Origin of the sequence: Vibrio sp. CK2-1, assembly GCF_021726515.1 — a bacterium.
Lineage (GTDB): Bacteria > Pseudomonadota > Gammaproteobacteria > Enterobacterales > Vibrionaceae > Vibrio.
Window position 1 is genome coordinate 742,770 of the sequence record NZ_JAKKCJ010000001.1, and the last position, 19,826, is coordinate 762,595.

General features: G+C 40.7%; 16 protein-coding genes and 1 riboswitch. Of the genes, 12 read left to right on the plus strand and 4 right to left on the minus strand.

Annotation, left to right across the window (positions count from 1 at the left end):
* Window positions 1-158: 158 nt before the first annotated feature.
* Window positions 159-3,257, plus strand: coding sequence for an FAD-binding and (Fe-S)-binding domain-containing protein (locus L3V25_RS03250; protein WP_237294050.1), 3,099 nt, complete (start codon window positions 159-161; stop codon window positions 3,255-3,257).
* A 93-nt stretch (window positions 3,258-3,350) separates the two neighbouring features.
* On the opposite strand, the gene L3V25_RS03255 is transcribed toward L3V25_RS03250, so the two are convergent.
* A complete protein-coding gene (locus L3V25_RS03255; RefSeq protein ID WP_237294051.1) occupies window positions 3,351-4,316 on the minus strand; it encodes a porin in 966 nt (321 codons plus the stop codon).
* 208 nt (window positions 4,317-4,524) lie between these two features.
* Window positions 4,525-5,628, minus strand: coding sequence for an anhydro-N-acetylmuramic acid kinase (locus tag L3V25_RS03260; protein ID WP_237294052.1), 1,104 nt, complete (start codon window positions 5,626-5,628; stop codon window positions 4,525-4,527).
* Between the two features lie 176 nt (window positions 5,629-5,804).
* Between L3V25_RS03260 and nagZ the strand changes: the two genes are divergently transcribed.
* Window positions 5,805-6,797, plus strand: a complete 993-nt coding sequence (gene nagZ / locus L3V25_RS03265) for a beta-N-acetylhexosaminidase (RefSeq protein ID WP_237294053.1) — start codon at window positions 5,805-5,807, stop codon at window positions 6,795-6,797.
* Window positions 6,798-6,879: 82 nt separating this feature from the next.
* Window positions 6,880-6,992, plus strand: a riboswitch (purine riboswitch).
* A 180-nt stretch (window positions 6,993-7,172) separates the two neighbouring features.
* Window positions 7,173-8,183, plus strand: coding sequence for an adenosine deaminase (locus L3V25_RS03270; RefSeq protein WP_237294347.1), 1,011 nt, complete (start codon window positions 7,173-7,175; stop codon window positions 8,181-8,183).
* A gap of 96 nt (window positions 8,184-8,279) precedes the next feature.
* Here the strand turns inward: L3V25_RS03270 and L3V25_RS03275 are convergent, their stop codons facing one another.
* Window positions 8,280-10,649 (minus strand): fatty acid cis/trans isomerase, encoded by a 2,370-nt coding sequence (locus L3V25_RS03275; protein ID WP_237294054.1) that lies wholly within the window; start codon window positions 10,647-10,649, stop codon window positions 8,280-8,282.
* Window positions 10,650-10,976: 327 nt separating this feature from the next.
* Here L3V25_RS03275 and L3V25_RS03280 point away from each other — a divergent pair, with 327 nt between their 5' ends.
* The 5 genes from L3V25_RS03280 to L3V25_RS03300 all read left to right on the plus strand — a co-directional run bounded on the left by L3V25_RS03280 (window position 10,977) and on the right by L3V25_RS03300 (window position 14,419).
* Window positions 10,977-11,513, plus strand: coding sequence for a DUF3332 domain-containing protein (locus L3V25_RS03280; RefSeq protein WP_089124129.1), 537 nt, complete (start codon window positions 10,977-10,979; stop codon window positions 11,511-11,513).
* Window positions 11,514-11,703: 190 nt separating this feature from the next.
* Window positions 11,704-11,937 (plus strand): hypothetical protein, encoded by a 234-nt coding sequence (locus tag L3V25_RS03285; RefSeq protein ID WP_237294055.1) that lies wholly within the window; start codon window positions 11,704-11,706, stop codon window positions 11,935-11,937.
* Window positions 11,938-12,225: 288 nt separating this feature from the next.
* Window positions 12,226-13,269, plus strand: coding sequence for a GMP reductase (locus L3V25_RS03290; RefSeq protein WP_237294056.1), 1,044 nt, complete (start codon window positions 12,226-12,228; stop codon window positions 13,267-13,269).
* Window positions 13,270-13,574: 305 nt separating this feature from the next.
* Window positions 13,575-13,841 (plus strand): hypothetical protein, encoded by a 267-nt coding sequence (locus tag L3V25_RS03295; protein ID WP_156888714.1) that lies wholly within the window; start codon window positions 13,575-13,577, stop codon window positions 13,839-13,841.
* A gap of 182 nt (window positions 13,842-14,023) precedes the next feature.
* Window positions 14,024-14,419 (plus strand): DUF1090 domain-containing protein, encoded by a 396-nt coding sequence (locus L3V25_RS03300; protein WP_237294057.1) that lies wholly within the window; start codon window positions 14,024-14,026, stop codon window positions 14,417-14,419.
* 103 nt (window positions 14,420-14,522) lie between these two features.
* Here L3V25_RS03300 and L3V25_RS03305 read toward each other — a convergent pair whose 3' ends face one another.
* Window positions 14,523-15,818, minus strand: a complete 1,296-nt coding sequence (locus L3V25_RS03305) for a DUF5666 domain-containing protein (protein ID WP_237294058.1) — start codon at window positions 15,816-15,818, stop codon at window positions 14,523-14,525.
* Window positions 15,819-15,941: 123 nt separating this feature from the next.
* On the opposite strand from L3V25_RS03305, the gene L3V25_RS03310 reads away from it, so the two are divergent.
* The 4 genes from L3V25_RS03310 to cas1f all read left to right on the plus strand — a co-directional run bounded on the left by L3V25_RS03310 (window position 15,942) and on the right by cas1f (window position 19,818).
* Window positions 15,942-16,613, plus strand: a complete 672-nt coding sequence (locus L3V25_RS03310; RefSeq protein WP_237294059.1) for a response regulator transcription factor — start codon at window positions 15,942-15,944, stop codon at window positions 16,611-16,613.
* Window positions 16,606-17,820: a HAMP domain-containing sensor histidine kinase gene (locus L3V25_RS03315; protein WP_237294060.1), complete on the plus strand. Its 1,215-nt coding sequence runs from the start codon at window positions 16,606-16,608 to the stop codon at window positions 17,818-17,820. The genes L3V25_RS03310 and L3V25_RS03315 overlap by 8 nt, the downstream gene beginning before the upstream one ends.
* A 95-nt stretch (window positions 17,821-17,915) precedes the next feature.
* Complete coding sequence (locus L3V25_RS03320) at window positions 17,916-18,749, plus strand: WYL domain-containing protein (protein ID WP_237294061.1); 834 nt, start codon at window positions 17,916-17,918, stop codon at window positions 18,747-18,749.
* A 109-nt stretch (window positions 18,750-18,858) separates the two neighbouring features.
* Window positions 18,859-19,818 (plus strand): type I-F CRISPR-associated endonuclease Cas1f, encoded by a 960-nt coding sequence (gene cas1f, locus L3V25_RS03325; RefSeq protein WP_237294062.1) that lies wholly within the window; start codon window positions 18,859-18,861, stop codon window positions 19,816-19,818.
* Window positions 19,819-19,826 lie beyond the last annotated feature (8 nt).

Consider the following 19,826-nt stretch of genomic DNA (forward strand, 5'->3'; position numbering starts at 1 on the left):
CTACCGTTTTTTGGGCTTGTAAGAAAGGACAACAATTTAGCTGGGATCACAAAACATTTTCTACTCCTCACTGTGATTGAAATAAGGTAAAGTGAAGTGATTCAAAAAATAAAACATTTCTAGCTGAAGGGATCAGCGATGTAGGGGCATGATGCGCAATGTTGGCAAATAGTAAATCTTCACAATCATCTTCAAATCAAACTTTCTTACCATCACTTAATCAAGGTTACGATGTTGAGCCTTTGGTCGATGCTTTCTTAAATGAATTAAAGGCATCGGGCTTTACTGGTGACATCGAACAAACCTATGCAAGCCGTTTGGCGGTTGCGACCGATAACAGTGTTTATCAGCAGCTTCCTCAAGCGGTGGTGCTACCCAAAGATAATCAAGATGTGCAGCTCATTGGTAAAATAGGCGCACAAGACAAATTTGCTACCATCACTTTCTCACCTCGTGGTGGGGGCACTGGCACCAACGGACAATCATTGACCAAAGGTATTGTGGTCGATATGTCTCGTTATATGAACAAAGTGCTTGAGGTTAATGAAAAGGAAGGCTGGGTTCGTGTTCAATCCGGTGTAATTAAAGACCAACTCAATGACGCGGTTCGTTCTTTCGGATATTTTTTCTCGCCAGATTTATCAACCAGTAACCGAGCAACATTAGGCGGAATGATTAACACTGATGCTTCTGGTCAAGGCTCGTTAAAATACGGCAAAACTTCCGACCATGTATTATCGCTGCAAGCGGTGTTTGCAGATGGCTCAATGTATGAAACCGATGGCTCACAAGGTCAACCTGAGCTGGGTACGTTTGCTGATAAAGCGTATCGAATGACTGAAGTGGTTTGTCGTGAAAATCGCGCGGCTATTGAAGCGAAATTCCCACCATTAAACCGCTTTTTAACGGGTTATGATCTGAAAAACGCTTTGTCATTCGAGCAAGATGAATCGGGAGTGTTTGATCTAGGTCGAGTGCTTTGTGGCGCAGAAGGATCATTGGCTTTTATTACGGAAGCAAAACTGAACTTAACGCCAATCCCTAAATCCCGTTCTTTGGTCAATATTAAATATAACTCTTTTGATTCTGCCTTAAGAAGTGCGCCATTAATGGTTAAGGCGCAAGCGTTATCGGTCGAAACGGTAGATTCAAGAGTATTGAATTTAGCCAAGCAAGATATTGTGTGGCATACCGTGAATGATTTGCTCACCGATGTTCCGGGCAAAGATATGCAAGGTATCAACATTGTTGAGTTTGCAGGCCAGAACGATCAAGAAGTCAAAGCTCAAGTGAGTGCGTTAGTCGAAACTTTAGAAAAACAACTTGAAACGGAAGATGGCGGCATTATTGGATTTCAAGTTTGCCACGACCTAGAAAGCATTAATAAAATCTACAACATGCGCAAAAAAGCGGTAGGACTTCTAGGTGGCGCAAAAGGGCGAGCTAAGCCGATTGCGTTTGCTGAAGATACTTGTGTGCCACCGGAAAACTTAGCGGATTTTATTGCTGAGTTTCGCACTTTACTTGATGAAAAATCACTGAACTATGGCATGTTTGGCCATGTCGACGCAGGGGTACTTCACGTTCGCCCAGCTTTAGATTTATGCGATCCTGAGCAAGAAAAAATGATGCATCAGGTATCGGATGAAGTGGTCAAATTAGTCGCTAAATATGGGGGTTTAATGTGGGGCGAGCATGGTAAAGGTTACCGCTCGGAATACGGCCCTGAATTTTTCGGCGATGAATTGTTTACGCAATTGCGTCGCGTAAAAGCCGCATTTGATCCACTTAATAAAATGAACCCGGGTAAAATTTGTACTCCGCTTGAAAGCCAAGATGAACTCGTCAAAGTCTCGGATACCAAACGTGCTTTTTATGATCGTCAAATTCCGGTGACGGTGCGTGATAGCTTTAGACAAGCCATGGAATGTAACGGTAACGGTTTGTGCTTCAACTATGATGTGAATTCACCTATGTGTCCGTCAATGAAGGTCACAGCGGATCGTCGTCATTCTCCAAAAGGCCGCGCCGGTTTAGTGCGTGAATGGTTACGTCAATTAACCGCCAATGGGGTAGATATACTCGATTTAGAAGAAACGACATTAAAGCAGTCAACGTCGATAAAAAGCATGATTGACCGTGTTCGTAACTCGATGAAAAAGAAAGATGAATATGATTTTTCTCATGAAGTTTTCGATGCTTTAAATGGCTGTCTTGCTTGTAAAGCGTGTGCTAGTCAGTGCCCGATCAATGTTGATGTTCCGTCTTTCCGTTCACGCTTCTTAAACGTTTACTACACTCGTTATCAGCGCCCAGTCAAAGACTACCTAGTCGGTAATATTGAAAGTTTACTACCGCTAATGGCTGCTATGCCAAAAGTCACCAATGGTATGTTGGGAATGGGTTGGGTGCAGTCTTTAACCAAAAAGACCGTTGGCTATATTGATACCCCGTTATTATCACTACCAACGTTAAAGCAGAGTTTAGATAATCAACAATGGGATAGCCGATTTAGTTTGTCACACCTACAATCGCTGTCAGAAGATAAATGCCAAGACTACCTATTGATCGTTCAAGATCCGTTTACGAGTTTTTATGATGCCGATGTCGTGTCCGATTTTGTTGATTTAGCGGTGAAACTGGGTAAAAAACCAGTCGTATTACCGTTTAAACCCAATGGTAAAGCTCAGCATGTAAAAGGCTTCTTAAAACAATTTACGCAAACCGCCACTTCAACTGCTGAGTTTTTAAATCAACTCGCTGAGTTGAATATTCCGATGGTTGGTGTCGATCCTGCAACCGTACTTTGTTATCGAGATGAATATCGCGAAGTACTTGGTGAGAAAGCGGGAGAATTTCAGGTTCTAAGCGTGCATGAATGGTTACAGCCAAACCTCACGACATTTGTTTATTCAACAAAAGCGGATGATAAGCCTTGGTATTTGTTCTCTCACTGTACCGAGAAAACCAAGTTACCCAACTCAGAAAAGCACTGGGGCGAAATCTTTAGCCACTTTGGCGGCGCGTTAACAACCATTCCAGTCGGTTGTTGTGGTATGGCGGGAACCTTTGGTCATGAAGCGGATAAGTTTGAAATGTCACAAGGCATCTACCAGTTAAGCTGGCAGCCAAATATTAATCGTTTAGACAAAGAGCGTTGTTTGGTCACCGGCTATTCTTGTCGTAGCCAAGTGAAGCGTTTTGAAGGGATGAAGCCTAAGCATCCTCTGCAAGCCTTGCTTACGATGTTGGAGTAGAGCTGTAAGCTGCTGAATAGTTAAAATAGAAAAAAGGCCTGAAGCGAAAGATATCGTTTCAGGCCTTTTAGTTTTGGTAATGATTACCAATGATTAGAAATCGTAACGGATACCCGCTTGGATTTGGTCATCTAGGTCATCAATCATTTCAAACTTGTAACCAGCGTAAGTGCGTAGGTTGCTGTTGAACTTGTAAACTGCTTCGATTGCAACGTTATCAACTGCATCATCATCACCATCGTTCATCGTTGCGTAGTTATATACGCCAACGAAAGTCCACTTATCCAATTTGTATTGAGCTGAAATTTCGTAGCCATCGTTGTCATCACTGTTACCAGTAATGTCATCGCTAAAGTTCATTAGATAAAGGGCACCGAAAGTGAAGTCTGCAATAGAGTATTGTACACCGATATCTACTTGGTTCGCGTCTTGGTCAGCAACTTTGCCACCAGCGTAACCCACACCTAAATCTAGGCCGAAATCAAATGAGTACATACCAGCAATTGCGTATTGGTCTGAGTCTGCCAATTCTTCAGCAAGGTAGTTAGCACCTAGTGTAAAGCCGCCAAACTCACCTTTATAAGCAAAGTTGTTTTCTTGCTTATCGCTACCTGCACGTAAAGCAACAGCATCATCGGCATCTGCGCCGAACGTTGCCATGGTATCGGTGAAGTCAGTGATCATCACTAATGCAGTATCTTGTTTACCGTAAGAGAAATCACCCGCTTGAGTACCAATACCACCGAATAGGTAACGAGTTTTTATGCCATCAGAGCCGTCAACTTCGTTTTCGTACTTACCAAAACCTGAAAGGCCGTCTGTGATTTGAGTAGTACCAGAAATACTTAGACGAGCACGGCTTTTATCATCAAATGCACTTTCGATTTTATCGCCAGTGGCTGGGTCATATTCTTCATTGTTATCTGAAACATTGAAACGTGCTTCTGCACGGCCGCCAATTTTCAGCTCAGATGTATCATCTTTATAAACGGTTGCTGCTAGAGAAGAAGTAGAAACCATTGCTGCCAAAATTGAAGTGGCTAGAACTGCTTTTTTCATTGTTTTAAATCCTATGTTTTAAATTAGAGACTTACGTGTCTTCTTGGTGTTGGAAGTACTCTAGAATAGGAATGTTAAGAATTAGTGTCTGTTATATGACGTTTTGATGTATTGCCAGAAGTGATGCTTAAATGTGATCTATATCTCACAAAAAAGCCAAAATGCAGAACACTTTGGCTTTAAATTGATTGAGGTTTTGAATATTTAGCTATGAAGGTAAGTAGATCGCGCCTAATACCGCCAGACGTGAAGCTCCGGTCGCAGCGGGTAGGTTACCCGGTAAACCATTGATGGTTTGGTGTGCGAGCCAAGCAAAAGCCATTGCTTCCATGTAATCGGCATCAATACCATATTTTAATGTATTGCCTATTTGCCACTCAGGAAGTAGTTGTTGCAATTTTTCCATAAGCAATGGGTTATTCGCACCGCCGCCACAAGCCAATAATTCATTCGTACGATTTGTTTGAGTGAACTCTTCTACTTCGTTAGCAATGGTGATCGCGGTAAATTCGGCTAACGTGGCAAGCACATCTTCATTACTCAGAGTAAAGTCAGTTAATTTTTGTTCTAGCCAAGGTAGGTTAAAGAGTTCTCGTCCTGTACTTTTGGGAGCAGGTAGCAGTAGGTATCTTTCTGCTAATAGTGCTTTGAGTAGAGGTTGATCTACCTTGCCAGATCGAGCAATAGCCGCATCTTTATCATAAGGTTGACCAAAGTGCTTCTGAACCCAAGAATCCATTAACATGTTGCCTGGGCCCGTGTCGTAGCCTGATGTTTGGTCACCATCAATGATGGAAATATTGGCAATGCCGCCGATATTTAAGATCACGATATTATTATCAATGTGATCAAACAGTGCTTTATGAAATGCAGGAACGAGTGGCGCACCTTGACCGCCTAATGCCATGTCTTTACGACGAAAATCTGCAACCGTAGTAATGCCAGTTTGCGCGGCAATAATATTGGCATCACCAATTTGCATGGTGAAAGGGTAAGTAGAATCTGGCGCATGAAACACCGTTTGGCCGTGGCTACCAATCGCTTTGATATCGTTTCTATTTAAGCTGTTTTTATCGATTAGTTGATCCACGGCATCGGCAAAAACCTTACCCAACCGATGATCAATTTCGCCGATTTTCAGTAACGTGGTTTGTTGGCCAATACACACATCTAATACGTCTTGCTTTAAATCCTCTGGCATGGTGAAAAAATCTTGCGCCAGTAAGCGAATCGACTTTCCATCGGTTTCAACTAATGCGGTATCCACACCATCTAAACTGGTGCCAGACATAATGCCGATATATTTTTCCATAGCTTACCTTTTGAGTCGTAATCTAATCATCTGTAATGAATTAATTAGTTTAAAGACAGAGTTTTAAACATACATGATTAGTGTCAGAATAGCGTATAAAACCTTAAAATCAGTACCATAAATCACGTTTGTCGATTATTTTGGTGCAATATTTCGATACTGAGAAGGAAAATGCAATGGGTCCATTGTGGTTAGACGTTGAAGGCTATGAACTTGATGCGGAAGATAAAGAAATTCTGGCGCACCCAACCGTTGGTGGTGTGATCTTATTTGCTCGCAACTACCATGATAATGAACAACTTATCGCGTTAAATCATGCTATTCGTCAAGCAGCCAAGCGTCCTATTCTTATCGGTGTCGATCAAGAAGGCGGTCGTGTACAACGTTTCCGTGATGGCTTTACCAAAATCCCACCGGCTCAAGCTTATGCTGAAATGAAAAATGGCGTTGAAGCGGCAGAACTTGGTGGTTGGTTAATGGCGGCAGAATTGATTGCTCACGATATCGATTTAAGCTTTGCACCTGTACTCGATCAATCCTTTCAATGTAAAGCGATTGGTAGCCGTGCTTTTGGTGAAGACCTTGAGACTATTTTGACCTACAGCTCAGCCTATATGAAAGGCATGAAGCAAGTTGGCATGGCAACCACAGGTAAACATTTTCCTGGCCATGGTGGGGTGATTGTTGATTCGCACTATGAAACCCCATTTGATAATCGCAATGATATTTTTGAAAATGACATGGCGATTTTTAAAGCTCAGATTGACGCTGGAATTCTCGATGCCATGATGCCTGCGCATGTGGTTTACCCTAATTACGATGACCAGCCAGCCAGCGGTTCACCTTATTGGTTGAAAGATATATTGCGTAATCAACTAGGTTTTAAAGGCATCGTATTTTCTGATGATTTAAATATGGAAGGTGCCGCGATTATGGGCGGACCAGCCGAGCGTTCTTTGAAATCAATGCAATCAGGCTGTGACATGGTATTGATGTGTAATAACCGTCCATCAGCAGTTGAAGTGCTCGATAACCTACCAATCGTAGAAGTACCAAAAGCAATGAACTTACTTAAGCAGCAGAGCTTTAGTTTAAAAGAATTGCAAGCCACAGAACGTTGGCAGCAAGCGAACCGTATTATGAATCAGTATTGGGATAACGCGCAGTAATACCTAATATTGCAACCCAAAAGAAGTGGTGGGATTGCATTCTCACCACTTTTGTTCCAAAATTCTCACCAGTTAGGCTGCTTAGAGTAGTCTACAATCCTTTCGTATAATCTCACTGATTGAACCGCTTGTTCTAGGTGTGAGAGTCTCTACCAGAATCCTCAAATTCTGATTACGAAGAGTAAGCGGGCGATCGTTTTCTCTTTGTATCAATACTATCAATCATAACTTTTAAACCGATTAAATTGGATAGCTTACTTATCTTGATTGATAGAAGTCACCTATACTCGATTTAGAGCAAAGGTTTACCGGACAAAAGAAAAATCGTTGCGCATTCATTTTTAATCGAAAAGGATGTAACCAATGAATCCACATATAACCGCGTTTATCCAAGGCTTACCAAAAGTCGAATTGCATTTGCATATTGAAGGTTCACTTGAGCCAGATCTCATGTTTGAACTGGCTAGACGTAATAACGTCGAGATTCCATTTAATTCACCTGAAGAAGTGCAAGCCGCATATCAGTTTGAGGATTTGCAGTCGTTTCTTGATATCTATTATCAAGGTGCCAATGTGTTGATTAATGAACAAGATTTCTTTGATTTAACTTGGGCTTATCTACTGCGTTGTAAGCAAGATAACGTGATTCATACTGAAATTTTCTTTGATCCACAAACTCATACTGCGCGTGGTATTGCTTTTGAAACCGTGATTAATGGTATTGATAAAGCCATGCAAAAAGGGCGCGAGGAGCTTGGCATATCGAGCCAAATTATCATGTGTTTCTTGCGCCATTTAGATCAAGATTCGGCCTTTGAAACCCTAAAACAAGCGTTGCCGTTTAAAGATAAGATCATCGGTGTTGGGCTTGATTCTTCTGAGCAAGGGTATCCGCCAGAAAAGTTTAAAGAGGTATTTGAAGCGGCGATTGGGCATGGTTTTTTAACGGTAGCGCATGCGGGTGAAGAAGGCCCGGCTGCTAATATTCATAATGCAATGAAGCTGCTCGGTGTGTCGCGAGTCGATCACGGAGTACGTTGTGTTGATGATCCTGAATTGGTGAAACAACTAATTGAAGATCGCACGCCATTAACGGTTTGTCCGCTATCGAACACTCAACTAAAAGTCTTTGAGAGCATGAGCGATCACAATATTGTCGACTTATTGCGACAAGGGCTGTGTGTCACGATCAATTCTGATGATCCCGCTTATTTTGGCGGTTATATGACAGATAACTTCATGGCGGTAGCGGAAGCCTTACCAGTATCACTGGAAGAGCTACAAGCTTTCTCGCTCAACGCGATTGAAGCAAGTTTTATTAGTGATGAAGAAAAGAAAAGGTTGGTAGATCAGGTTACTCACTTTAGTCGTGAGTTTCTGTCTTAAATCGATTTAAAATATCTAGATCATAGAGTAAGCATAAAGAAACAGGCTTGAATATCGCTTCAAGCCTGTTTTGTATATTTGATATTTATTGACTGATTATCGATTTTCGAAGCGGTTATAATCAAGTAGACCGGATTCTATCGGTTGGTCGTTTTCATACCATTTATGTAACTTGTCACTAAAGGCCCAAAAATCAGGATCACTGCGTCGAATACCATATTTATCTAGCAAAGTGACGTAGTCTTGATCTTCTTTAATGCTGGATAAACCTTGATAAAAATCGGCAATGTCTTTTTCTTGTACCTGCATAAAGGCGGCAGGGTAACTACCGACGACACCTTTCACAAACGTCAGATCATCATTTTCAAGATCACGGTTACTTTCTTCATCAAATAAGCTCGAGATATTGGTATGAGCGTTATTGTGAATTAGGGTAAATACCTGATCTTTACCGCTATCTGTGGTGATAAGAACCGTCACTAACTGCGGTACTTGGCGTAACCCTTTGTCTTTAATATCATCAATCTTACGCAAAATCGCTTCGTTTTGTGGTGATAATCCGGTATCTCGAATTTCATATCGATGACCAAGCACCGGCTCTAAACGTTTTTCCAGCATGGCATACAATTCATCTTGCGGCTTATCGGTTTTATATTGAATGCTGCTGGGTTGCTCAAATGTTTTCACATCACGCTGAATAAAGGCGCTTAGCTGTGGTGATGGATCTTGATACCAGCTTTCCATTAACTCATGCCTGTCTTTAATTGGTAGTAAGGATAAGAAGTTTTCCTCGCCTTCCATTCGTAAGAAATCCATAAACATACGAGTCATCAGCTGGTGGCCGAAGTTGCCGTACACATCGAATCCATCGACCAATAAATATTGAATTCGTTCTAATAACGCATAGTCAATTATCCAAGCGGTCTTAGGCGGTTTACCTACTAAGCCTTTGACGACCGAGGCACTATCAAAGTGGCGGAATATGGTTAAGGCAGCATTATCATTTATACCGCCACCGTCCCATACGAGGTCGGTAGTTAAATGAGTACCATTTTCGAACCAATGATTCATTGCTTGGGTTTTGGCTTTTAAGTAACGAGCTTGCTGCTCAGAATAAGCAACCCATTGATAAGTAGGTACAACATTACTTTGTTTTTCTGATGGTAATTTTAAGTTGTCCGTTTGGTCATAATAGAACTTTTTAACATTGGGTAGTTGAGCGGTTTTAGGGTCAACAAAGAACACCCAAAAGCGGTCATTAATAACATTCAGCGCTAATTGGCCTCGACACACTGGGCCTTTAATAAAGCTCATAATGGTATTTTGCGCGTTATCCAACATGAAGTTATAACGAGCTTCTACCGGTAAGGCTGCAAAGGCAGTCATTGGGTTAGCTGCTACTGTTGGTTTATAACTAGGTAGCTCTTTTACGTCATAGTCTGGTTTGATAAACAGTTCTTGAATACGAGTCAGCTTATTATCATCGAGTGCGTAAGGCTGGTGGGTTTTATCAACAATAGTTGCAGGGTAGGCGACTAAGCGGTAATAAACGCGCTCAACATTGGGATCATCGTAAGGTCGACGGGTGGCAATACGATTAACAGGTTGACCTGGTGGTGTGGTTGAACGAACCAAAGCAAAAAATTGAATAGGTGTATCTTTAGTTGCCTTTAAGTGATCGGCAAAATAGAGATGCGATAAAAATAAGTGCTCATAAATATAACGGCTAGTGAGCTGCTGTTTTAGTGAGTCACCATTGAAAAAGGCTTCCCATTTTTTTACTTCAGCTTGCTGAGCATCTGATAATGGCGCATGCGCTGTCATTGTTGCGCCGCTAGATAACCATGCCATTAATTTGTTGTGCTCAGTATTATTTAACGCAGGCATTCCATAAGGCATTCCCCACGTTGGGTAGTCAGCCTGATATTGGTCTAGGCTTTCAATGGTTGGGCACTGTTGCTCACGATCGATATTAAAATCAAAACCTTCTAATTGTTTTTGATCGGGTAATGGGTGAGCTTGCTTTTGTTCTAATAGACGAGCAACCAAACCAGCTTCTAAGTTCGCTTCTGGAATTTGTGAACGTTCATTCAAAATAGGGTGGAAGCCAATATCACGCCATTGCTCCGTGGTTTGCGCATCTTCAAATAAACGCGTTGGGTTAGAGGCGGTAAGGCGAGTCCCTTGATAAACAAGGCTTTTGTTCGCACCACGATCGATACCTTCAACCGAAGAGAGTTTTAACTGACAAGGCGCATCATAACAGGCATGGCAAACCACGCAGCGATTATCCAAAATGGGCTTTATTTCATTAACAAAATGCTGAGCGGCTTTACTGTTGTATTCTGGGGTTCTATCTTGAACTTGTGCTTTACCGAATAAATCATCGTAATTTAATCCGGTATAGACGGCACAGCCTGAAAAAAGGGTGATCAAAAATAACAGGGATAGGTGTTTTAATTTCATATGAATACCGAGAAAAACCCATTTAATTAAGTGCTTTATCAGCAAGAATAGCAAATAAGTCGTTAATAGAAAAAGAAACAATCGAAGCTAGGAATTTAATTTTTTATCACCAAGTCTGATGTTAAATAAACTCTTAGAAAAATCAGTATGTTGAATGTTTGACTGCTAAATCCTTTGCGGCGTGGATGGCTTAGGGCATGAAACTGCTGGCTTTGTGGTGTTTTGACTCTACCTACTTCAAAAATAAGGTAAAAAAGTTTATCCTATTCATGGCAGTGTGCTAAATTTACTAAGCATTTCTAAAAACATTAAAAGCGAGTATATATTATGAAAAAGTTGAAAGTGGCGATCGTAGCAGCACTTGGCGTTACAACTCTAAGTGGCTGTATGGGTCAAATGGGCGTAACAGGCCTAGTAACTAAAGTTAACTTAATGGCTGTTGATAACCGTTATGCGCGTGAAGGCGTTTTCCTTCTTCTCAGCCCAGTTTACGGTATTGCTTCTGTAGCCGATTTATTCATCTTCAACTCAATTGAGTTCTGGACTGGCAAAAACATCATCACTAACAAATCTCCAGCGCTTGTTGATACAAGTGTTGAAGCTTGGTTAAAAGTGAACGATAAAGTAGATAGCTCTCTAACTGGCGCTCCAGTTCAAGCTAACGTTGCTGACGTTGAAAACACAACTATCCAAAAAATCGACAACAACACGCTAGAAATGAACATTTCTTACGTAAACGGCACTCAGAAAACTCTACGTGGCGTTAAAACTGGTGATGCTGTTGCGTTCTACGCAAACAACGAACTAATCACTACAGTAAGCGTTCAAGAACTAGAAGATTACGTAGCATCAGCTCAACTGTAATCAACACTCTTTAGCGACACTGCTATAATATTATGCTTAGGGCCGATCAGCGATGATCGGCTCTTTTTTTGTCTGTCTAATCTGGAATAAGTATTTATCGCCGAGGTATCAATTCGACTTAAGTTCTACAGATCTTTTCCGCAGAACACGGCATAGTAATTTTAAAGGTGAAAAGGGAGAGGGGATAACAATGGAAATGTTTTTGGTTGTGTTTGAAAAAGCGGTGCTGCTCTCTGGTATTGCATGCGTTCTATTTAGCTTATTTGAATATGGAAAGCGTAGCCAAGATTGGAAAGGAGTTGTGACGGTTTTCTATAAACGTGTTGATATGACAGTGAGCGAGTTCAAGTTTTATAAGTTTGGGGTGAGCTTATTAGTATTTGCGGTGATTTTTCGGATTGCAATTCTTACATTTTTCCCATAACCGATTGATAAATAATGGAATCTATTGGAAATAGTGTTGACTGAATAGTCAGTTTTTGAGTTGCTATCTGACGTAAGATATCACAAAAAAATTTAAAATAGCAGACTAGCAATAAAAAAATCACAGCCTATAATGCTGAAAACCGGAGCGTCTGCCAACGCTCCGGTTTTTTTGTGTCCGAAATATAGATGAGCACTTCTGCCAAAGTAATCATCTCGCATGCAATAGATACACGATTGCCGCGCCAAAAGGACGCATACACTCTATGTAATTAAGGAAATTTGCATTATGCGTATCGAACAAGAACTTAAGTTAGGCTTTAAAGATGTGTTATTCCGCCCGAAGCGTTCAACATTAAAAAGTCGTTCTCAAGTAAATTTAACCCGCGATTTTACGTTCAAGCACAGCGGACGTCAATGGTCTGGTGTACCGGTTATTGCGGCTAATATGGATTCTGTTGGTAGTTTCGATATGGCGAAAGCGTTAGCAGAACATGGTGTAATGACTGCGATTCATAAACACTACTCAGTAGAAGACTGGAAAGGCTTTATCGAATCAAACGATGCGAGCGTATTAAATAACGCAATGGTATCAACCGGTACTTCAGAAGCTGATTTTCAAAAAACCAAAGACATCATGGCAATGAGCGATGATTTGATCTTTATCTGTATTGATATCGCGAATGGTTATTCTGAGCACTTAGTTGACTACGTAATGAAAGTTCGTGAAGCGTTCCCTGATAAAGTGATCAGCGCAGGTAACGTCGTTACTGGTGATATGGTTGAAGAGCTTATTCTCGCTGGTGCAGATATCGTTAAAGTTGGTATTGGCCCAGGTTCTGTATGTACGACTCGCGTGAAAACCGGCGTCGGCTACCCACAGCTCTCCGCTATTATCGAATGTGGCGATGCTGCTCACGGCCTAGGTGGCATGATCATCGGTGACGGTGGTTGTACATGTGCGGGTGATGTATCGAAAGCCTTTGGTGGCGGTGCAGATTTCGTAATGCTAGGCGGTATGTTAGCTGGCCATGAAGAATCAGGCGGTGAGCGCATTGAGCAAGATGGCAAAACCTTCATGAAGTTCTACGGCATGAGTAGCCAGTCTGCAATGAAGAAGCACTCAGGTGGTGTAGCCAAGTACCGTGCAGCGGAAGGTAAAACAGTGTTAATTCCGTTCCGTGGAACTGTGCATGACACCATTAACGATATCCTAGGTGGTGTACGCTCAACTTGTACCTATGTTGGCGCAGCGAAGCTTAAAGAGCTAACTAAGCGCACTACCTTTATCCGTGTTCAAGAGCAAGAAAATAACGTGTACGGAAGAGAGTAGAGTTTCTGGACGTGAATAAACTGGACTAGTAATACTAAATTGGCCGCTTAATTAAGCGGCCTTTTTTATGTCTGAAAATCGAAAGTGGCGGAAAATTTTACTCTGACACTCACCGTGTTTTTTCTAGCTAAATAACATTAGACAAACAGTAAATTTATACTGTATATTTAAACAGTGTTTTGTGCGGGCATAAAGTCCGCTCAGAATACGTTTAACCCTAACAGCTTCGGCTGAAAGGCAAGTGATAAACAGTAAGATTACTGCGGTGTTTTTGTGCAGTGAGAAAAAGAGATAAAAGGATCAGCATGATGACAAACGTCTACCAGTTCAAACCAAAAGAAGAATATGCAACTCAAGAGCAAGTTGCGAACTTACGTTGGATGTTCTCTCCGTTTTCACCCGGTCGTGATGAGTTCACTATTTCTAAAATCGCCACCACTTATCAAATCATGCACTTTACTGATCGTGGTTGTACCTTGACCCCCAAAGAAATTCACGAATACTTAAGTGAAATAAAACCCATGCCGAAAAGTGCACATCAAATGGTTGCCAGTATGATGACTGCATGCTGAGTCTGGCAAATTAACTAGGCTTATTAGCGCAGTTTTATTTAATATCAGAATGTAATGAATGGTCGCTTTTAAGTGGCCATTTTTATTAATAACCATATAAAATAAATTGACATTGTGTTGTCAACAAAACAACATCATGAGTTATATTTACCCTCTTTTATATACATTTTATGGATAATATTATGAAACGTATTACTGTCGCAATGTCAGTTTTTGCTGCGTTAATGTCTTTTGGTTCTGTTGCAGCACAGGAGTGTAGTGGTTTGTCTGGTTGTGAGGCAAAAGTTTGCCAAATTGAAAAGCAAATTGAATTCGCTAAACAGCACAATAATTCCAATAAAGAAGCCGGTTTACAAAAAGCGTTAACGGAAGTGAAAGATCACTGTACGGTAGATGGATTGAAAGACGATCTACAAGACGACATTGATGATGTAATGGATGACTTGGCAGAGCATCAAGATGATTTAGCAGAAGCGATTCAAGACCAAGAGCTTGATAAAGTCGAAAAATACAAACAAAAAATTGCTGAAGATAAGCAAGAGCTTGAACAATTAAAGGCTGAATTGCAAAAGCTGTAAAGCTCTTATGATCGGTATATTTGAATAAGTTCCAATAGAAAATGGCGCCTGGATTAATTTTCCAAGCGCCATTTTAGTTTAGCTATCTTTGGTAATAATAAGATTAGTCATCTACGCGACAGTTAGAAACATCGGTGTTTAGGTTGACTAAAGTACACTCAACATCAGTGCGAGAGCCGTTATTATCAAGTGAGCCATCAATGCTGCTATAGCCCCAAAGCATGCCATTCTCAATAGAACCTTCTAGGTCGATATCATTATCGTTAGCTTCTAGTTCTTCCACTTCTTTGACTAGGTAAATAGTAGTACCGTTCGCATCCGTTGATTCTACGCCTTCAATTTCAATGTCTCTATTATCAATGCTTGCCATGGTTAAACTATTTTCAAATTGAGTACGGCTGTCAGTAATAAATTCATAACCATTAATTGAGAAACTAGTATCATCAATTAACGTTGCAGTGCCAGACAGTGCAAACTTCACACTAGATTGAGTTTGAGAGCCTGAACCATCCTCAAACTCAATTTCAGTTGCTTCAAGACCTGAATCCCCATTAATTAAATCAGCTTCAATGCGAGCACCTTCGATAAGGTCAGCTTGTTCACCATCATCAAAATCTGTGTTAGCAGTAATTGCAACTTGAGTGCGGCCGTTGAGTTCGATAGACGTTTGCTCATTGTTCACCCAAGTGATCGTGCCTTCTAATTCCATATCACTGTATTGATCGTCATTTTCAACTTCGACTTCAGAGGCCACAAACACACCACTGTTATCATTCATATAGCCTTCGATTTCAACCCAATCGCCATTGGCAAGTGTATGTGCATCATCTAAATCAACATGAGCGGTGCTGTAATCAATTTCCGTTGAACCAATAAAGAAACTGTGAGCAGTTAACTGAGAAACCATGCCTTCAATTTCAGCTTCATGCATTGTTGTTACTGAGAAAACACCTTCCGATTGCCATTCACCAGCATCATTGAAGTAACCATTCGCGAATACCCAGTTGTCTTTAGTAAATGTGGTTGCGACACCTGCTGTGGAAATAGTGACACCATTGACCACAATTGAGTCAGCATTAACAGCTGAAACGATTCCGACAAGATTTGGATCGATTTCAATTTCTTCAGCATTACCCGAACGGTCTGTTTCGACTTCAATACGCATGCCTTGCTGAATATCTTGCATCGTCATGGCTTGGTCGTCGTAGCTGATTTCAGCTGATTGAGCATTTAATTGGTAGTCATTGATGGTGACATGAGTGTCAGTAACTTGAGTAGCCATACCATTCAGTTGTGAAGGGGTAGATGTTGTATTGCTGCTATTTGATGAATCGCTATCACTACCACCACAAGCTGAAAGTAGCGCTGCAACCGATAAGCATAAAATTGTCTTTTTCATAATAAACCTTATTTTTTATATTTGTATTGTAGGAGTAGTTGATTTACAGGTATCTTAATCGGCCAAACGTAAAGAAAACGTGAAGAAAAAAACACACAAAGTCAGAGGAAGGTCTATAAAGTCATGAAAGTGTTAATTGTGGATGATACGCATAGTGTTGTTGAAACGATAATGGACTATTTAGAGCTTGAAGGTATTGTCGCTGACTGTGCTTATCACGGAGAGAGTGCATTAAAGCTTATTGAAGAGAACCATTATGATGTGATTATTATGGACATTATGATGCCTAAAATGGATGGTATCAGCGCGGTGAAAAAGCTGCGTGAAGAGCTATTTTGTAATACGCCGATTCTATTTTTAACTGCTAAAGATACTTTGAACGATAAAATTGAAGCGTTTAATTCAGGTGGTGATGACTTCTTAAATAAGCCTTTTGCCATGGAAGAGTTGTGCTTACGTTTGCATGCACTACATCGTCGTGGGCCAAGACTTGATGTTGGTAATTTAAGTTTTGCCGATCTATCGATGAACTTACAAACCAATGAAGTCACTCGTTCTGGTCAGCCGATTAAATTAAGTAAAATCCAGCGTACGATCTTCAAATTACTCCTTAAAAACGCACCAGCAGTAGTCTCAAAAGAGGCGGTGATCAATGAAGTGTGGGGAGAAGAAAGCCCATCAAGTGATTCATTGCGTAGTCATATTTACGGTTTGAGAAATGCGCTTGATAAAGGCTTTGATTCAACTCGATTGGAAACTCTACATGGTCAAGGGTATCGATTAAAGAATGACTAACGCGCCCAGTTTTTTTAAGAAAATACGCCTAACCTTTATCGTGCTTACTAGCGTGATGTTCTTGCTATTTTGGGGGCTGATTTATTTTGCCCAAGACCGATTAGAAGTGATTAGCCTTGAGCATAGATTAACCACTGAAACCAAAGAATATTTAAAAAATTATCGACGTTATGGTTTCAAAGCGGATAAACCTGATCCGCAAGAACTCGATACTTATTGGTCAAAAGAAGAACACCCAGAGTGGTTAGAACCTTATCAAACCCCCGGTTTTTTTGAAGAGCAACTCGGCCCAGAAGATAAACACTTTCTAGTCACTAAGCACCCATCTGGCAGCGGTTGGTTATATGTGGTTTTCCAAGATGATGCCGATGATTATCTAGATGAATACGAAGACAACCTTCACCTTATTACCTTTTTAGTCGGTGCGGTTTTCCTAATGGCGGTAATGGCTTACGGCTTGTATTTTGTTCGTTTATTTTCGCGCCCATTGATTCAGATTGAGGGCAAAATTGACTCGATGGCACCTGATAAGCCAGATTTTGTGGTCGATACGCCGTATAAAGAAACCCGAAGTATTGAATACACCCTATTAGATAATAAAGCCAAAATTGCCTCTTACTTTCAACGTGAACAAGAGTTTAGTCGCTTTGCTTCACATGAACTGCGTACGCCCATTATGGTGATCAAAGGTTCGACCGAATTGCTGCGTAAAGTGCCTGATATGCCTCGCGTGGCAACTAAAGCCGTTAATCGTATTGAGTATGCCGGTAACCAAATGCAGATCTTAACAGAGGCATTTTTGTTACTAGGTAAAGAAGACATTGAAGCGCACCATATTAGTCGTGAGTCACTGTCTGAGCATATTCATACAGTGCTAGAAAATATGTCTGAGCACTTCTCAAAACAAGATGCTAGCTACCAATTAAAAGAAGTCGATCCGTGCACAGTCGATGCGCCATCAAGCTTTATTGATATTGTGATGGCGAATTTATTAAAGAATGCCTTTAGTTATAGCATCGGCGATATCGTCGTGGAATTAACCGATAAAAGCTTAATCGTCACAAACCAACATGATGGTAACGACATGCACAATTCCGGTTACGGCTGCGGCTTGGTCATTATCGAACGAGTATGCAACCGAATGAATTGGCAGTTTAATACCGAAAATGACGGTAAGTTATTTAAGGCTAGGGTAGTGTTTGGGTAATAGGGATAAAAGGTGACCTCAACAATTTTAGATCTAGACCTAAAATAAATTTTATAAGATAGCGTATTCTCAATCTTCACCGTTTCGGAGGGATTATGAAGCTTGGGCAACAGAGAATACGTTTTCAATTTATGGAGTTATTGCTTTATTGGGAAGGGGGCTTTACCAAAAAGCAAATTACTGAGCAATTCAATATTACTCGGCAACAAGTGAGTAAAGATATTCATTTGTATAGTCAGCAATACCAACCTATTAAACTTGAATCTAAGCATTTACATACATCAGGCTTAGAAACGTTTTCTCCATTTTTAATTTCCAAGAATGCCGATGAATACCTTAGTTGGCTGCATAGTCGTAACTTAAATTTCCTTAAACATAGTCATATTCAATCAGATGCTTACCAAATTGAGCTTCCGGTTCGTAATGTATCACCACTTGTCATTCGTCGTTTAATCCAAGCAATACGAGAAAAACAAAAGCTTGAAGTCGACTACGTTTCAATTTCCCACCCAGAAAAAGATGGCCGAATTTTTCATCCCCATACCTTTGTTTACACTGGAATTCGATGGCATGTACGTGGATATTGTGAAAAATCCCAAAGCTTTAGAGATCTAGTATTAACTCGATTTCATAGTGAGCCCGAAGTACTTGGGGCATCTCACGTTTCCTCATTAGACGATTGTGCATGGAATACGGAAGTTAGGATTATTCTTGCTCCCGATCCAAGGCTTAATACCATGCAGCAGCAAATCCTAATGAAAGATTACAACATGGACGATGGGCAATTAGTCATAAAAACCCAAGCGGCATTAGTCAGCTATGTATTAAAAGCAATGCAAATAAACTATGGGCATTGGCACAAAGTACCAGAAGCACAGCAACTTATTTTACATAATCAAAAGGAAATAGAACCTTGGTTATACGATTAAAAGAGAAAGTCGGTAACAGTGTAAAGTAAGTTTACATGGGGATATTTACAGGATTGAATGAAGCAAAGGTTTTGTTAAGTTATCCATAGTCAAATTGAGGAAGAATATTATGGATGATTTTAGCCCATCAGATTTGAAAGCCATTTTGCATTCAAAGCGCGCCAATATATTTTATTTAGAATATTGTCGAGTGATGCAAAAAGATGGCCGAGTTTTATATTTAACAGAAAGCTCTAAAGAAAACCTATATTTCAATATTCCAATCGCAAATACCACCGTTCTACTTCTAGGTAATGGTACTTCTATTACTCAAGCTGCAATGAGAATGCTGGCACAGGCAGGAGTATTAGTTGGGTTTTCTGGTGGCGGGGGAAGCCCTCTTTATATGGCGAACGATGCCGAACAACCCATAGAGTGGTTAACGCCTCAAAGTGAATATCGACCGACTGAATATTTACAAGGCTGGTTGGGTTTTTGGTTTGATAATGACAAAAGGCTTGCCGCAGCCAAGCAGTTTCAACTAGCTCGCATTCAGTATTTACAAAAGACGTGGCAGAACAACCGTGAACTAAAAATGGAAGGCTTTGATTTTGACGATAAACAAATCCAAGCTTTTCTTGACGATTTTTATACTCGCACAGATGAAGCAACCAAACAGCAAGAATTATTACTCACCGAAGCTCAACTGACTAAGCGTTTATACCGTTATGCTGCGAATGCCACTAAGCAAACTAATTTTAAACGCCAGCACCAATCTACAGACCTAGCGAATGATTTTTTAAACCATGGTAATTACTTAGCTTATGGATTAGCAGCAACTACTTTATGGGTACTTGGAATACCACATGGTTTTGCTGTCATGCATGGTAAAACTCGCCGTGGAGCTTTAGTGTTCGATGTTGCTGATCTCATCAAAGATGCGGTTGTTCTACCTTGGGCATTTATCTGCGCCAAAGAAGGCGATAGCCAACAAGAGTTTCGTCAGCAAGTTTTACAAGCCTTCACCGATAATAAATCGCTCGAATATATGTTTAATACTGTAAAAGCGATAGCACTACCCGAAGAGTAACAGGAGCA

Coding starts and splice junctions, on each gene's coding strand:
- L3V25_RS03250 (WP_237294050.1), top strand. CDS start 159: ATGTTGGCAAATAGTAAATCTTCACAATCATCTTCAAATCAAACTTTC.
- L3V25_RS03255 (WP_237294051.1), bottom strand. CDS start 4,316: ATGAAAAAAGCAGTTCTAGCCACTTCAATTTTGGCAGCAATGGTTTCT.
- L3V25_RS03260 (WP_237294052.1), bottom strand. CDS start 5,628: ATGGAAAAATATATCGGCATTATGTCTGGCACCAGTTTAGATGGTGTG.
- nagZ (WP_237294053.1), top strand. CDS start 5,805: ATGGGTCCATTGTGGTTAGACGTTGAAGGCTATGAACTTGATGCGGAA.
- L3V25_RS03275 (WP_237294054.1), bottom strand. CDS start 10,649: ATGAAATTAAAACACCTATCCCTGTTATTTTTGATCACCCTTTTTTCA.
- L3V25_RS03280 (WP_089124129.1), top strand. CDS start 10,977: ATGAAAAAGTTGAAAGTGGCGATCGTAGCAGCACTTGGCGTTACAACT.
- L3V25_RS03285 (WP_237294055.1), top strand. CDS start 11,704: ATGGAAATGTTTTTGGTTGTGTTTGAAAAAGCGGTGCTGCTCTCTGGT.
- L3V25_RS03290 (WP_237294056.1), top strand. CDS start 12,226: ATGCGTATCGAACAAGAACTTAAGTTAGGCTTTAAAGATGTGTTATTC.
- L3V25_RS03295 (WP_156888714.1), top strand. CDS start 13,575: ATGATGACAAACGTCTACCAGTTCAAACCAAAAGAAGAATATGCAACT.
- L3V25_RS03300 (WP_237294057.1), top strand. CDS start 14,024: ATGAAACGTATTACTGTCGCAATGTCAGTTTTTGCTGCGTTAATGTCT.
- L3V25_RS03305 (WP_237294058.1), bottom strand. CDS start 15,818: ATGAAAAAGACAATTTTATGCTTATCGGTTGCAGCGCTACTTTCAGCT.
- L3V25_RS03310 (WP_237294059.1), top strand. CDS start 15,942: ATGAAAGTGTTAATTGTGGATGATACGCATAGTGTTGTTGAAACGATA.
- L3V25_RS03315 (WP_237294060.1), top strand. CDS start 16,606: ATGACTAACGCGCCCAGTTTTTTTAAGAAAATACGCCTAACCTTTATC.
- L3V25_RS03320 (WP_237294061.1), top strand. CDS start 17,916: ATGAAGCTTGGGCAACAGAGAATACGTTTTCAATTTATGGAGTTATTG.
- cas1f (WP_237294062.1), top strand. CDS start 18,859: ATGGATGATTTTAGCCCATCAGATTTGAAAGCCATTTTGCATTCAAAG.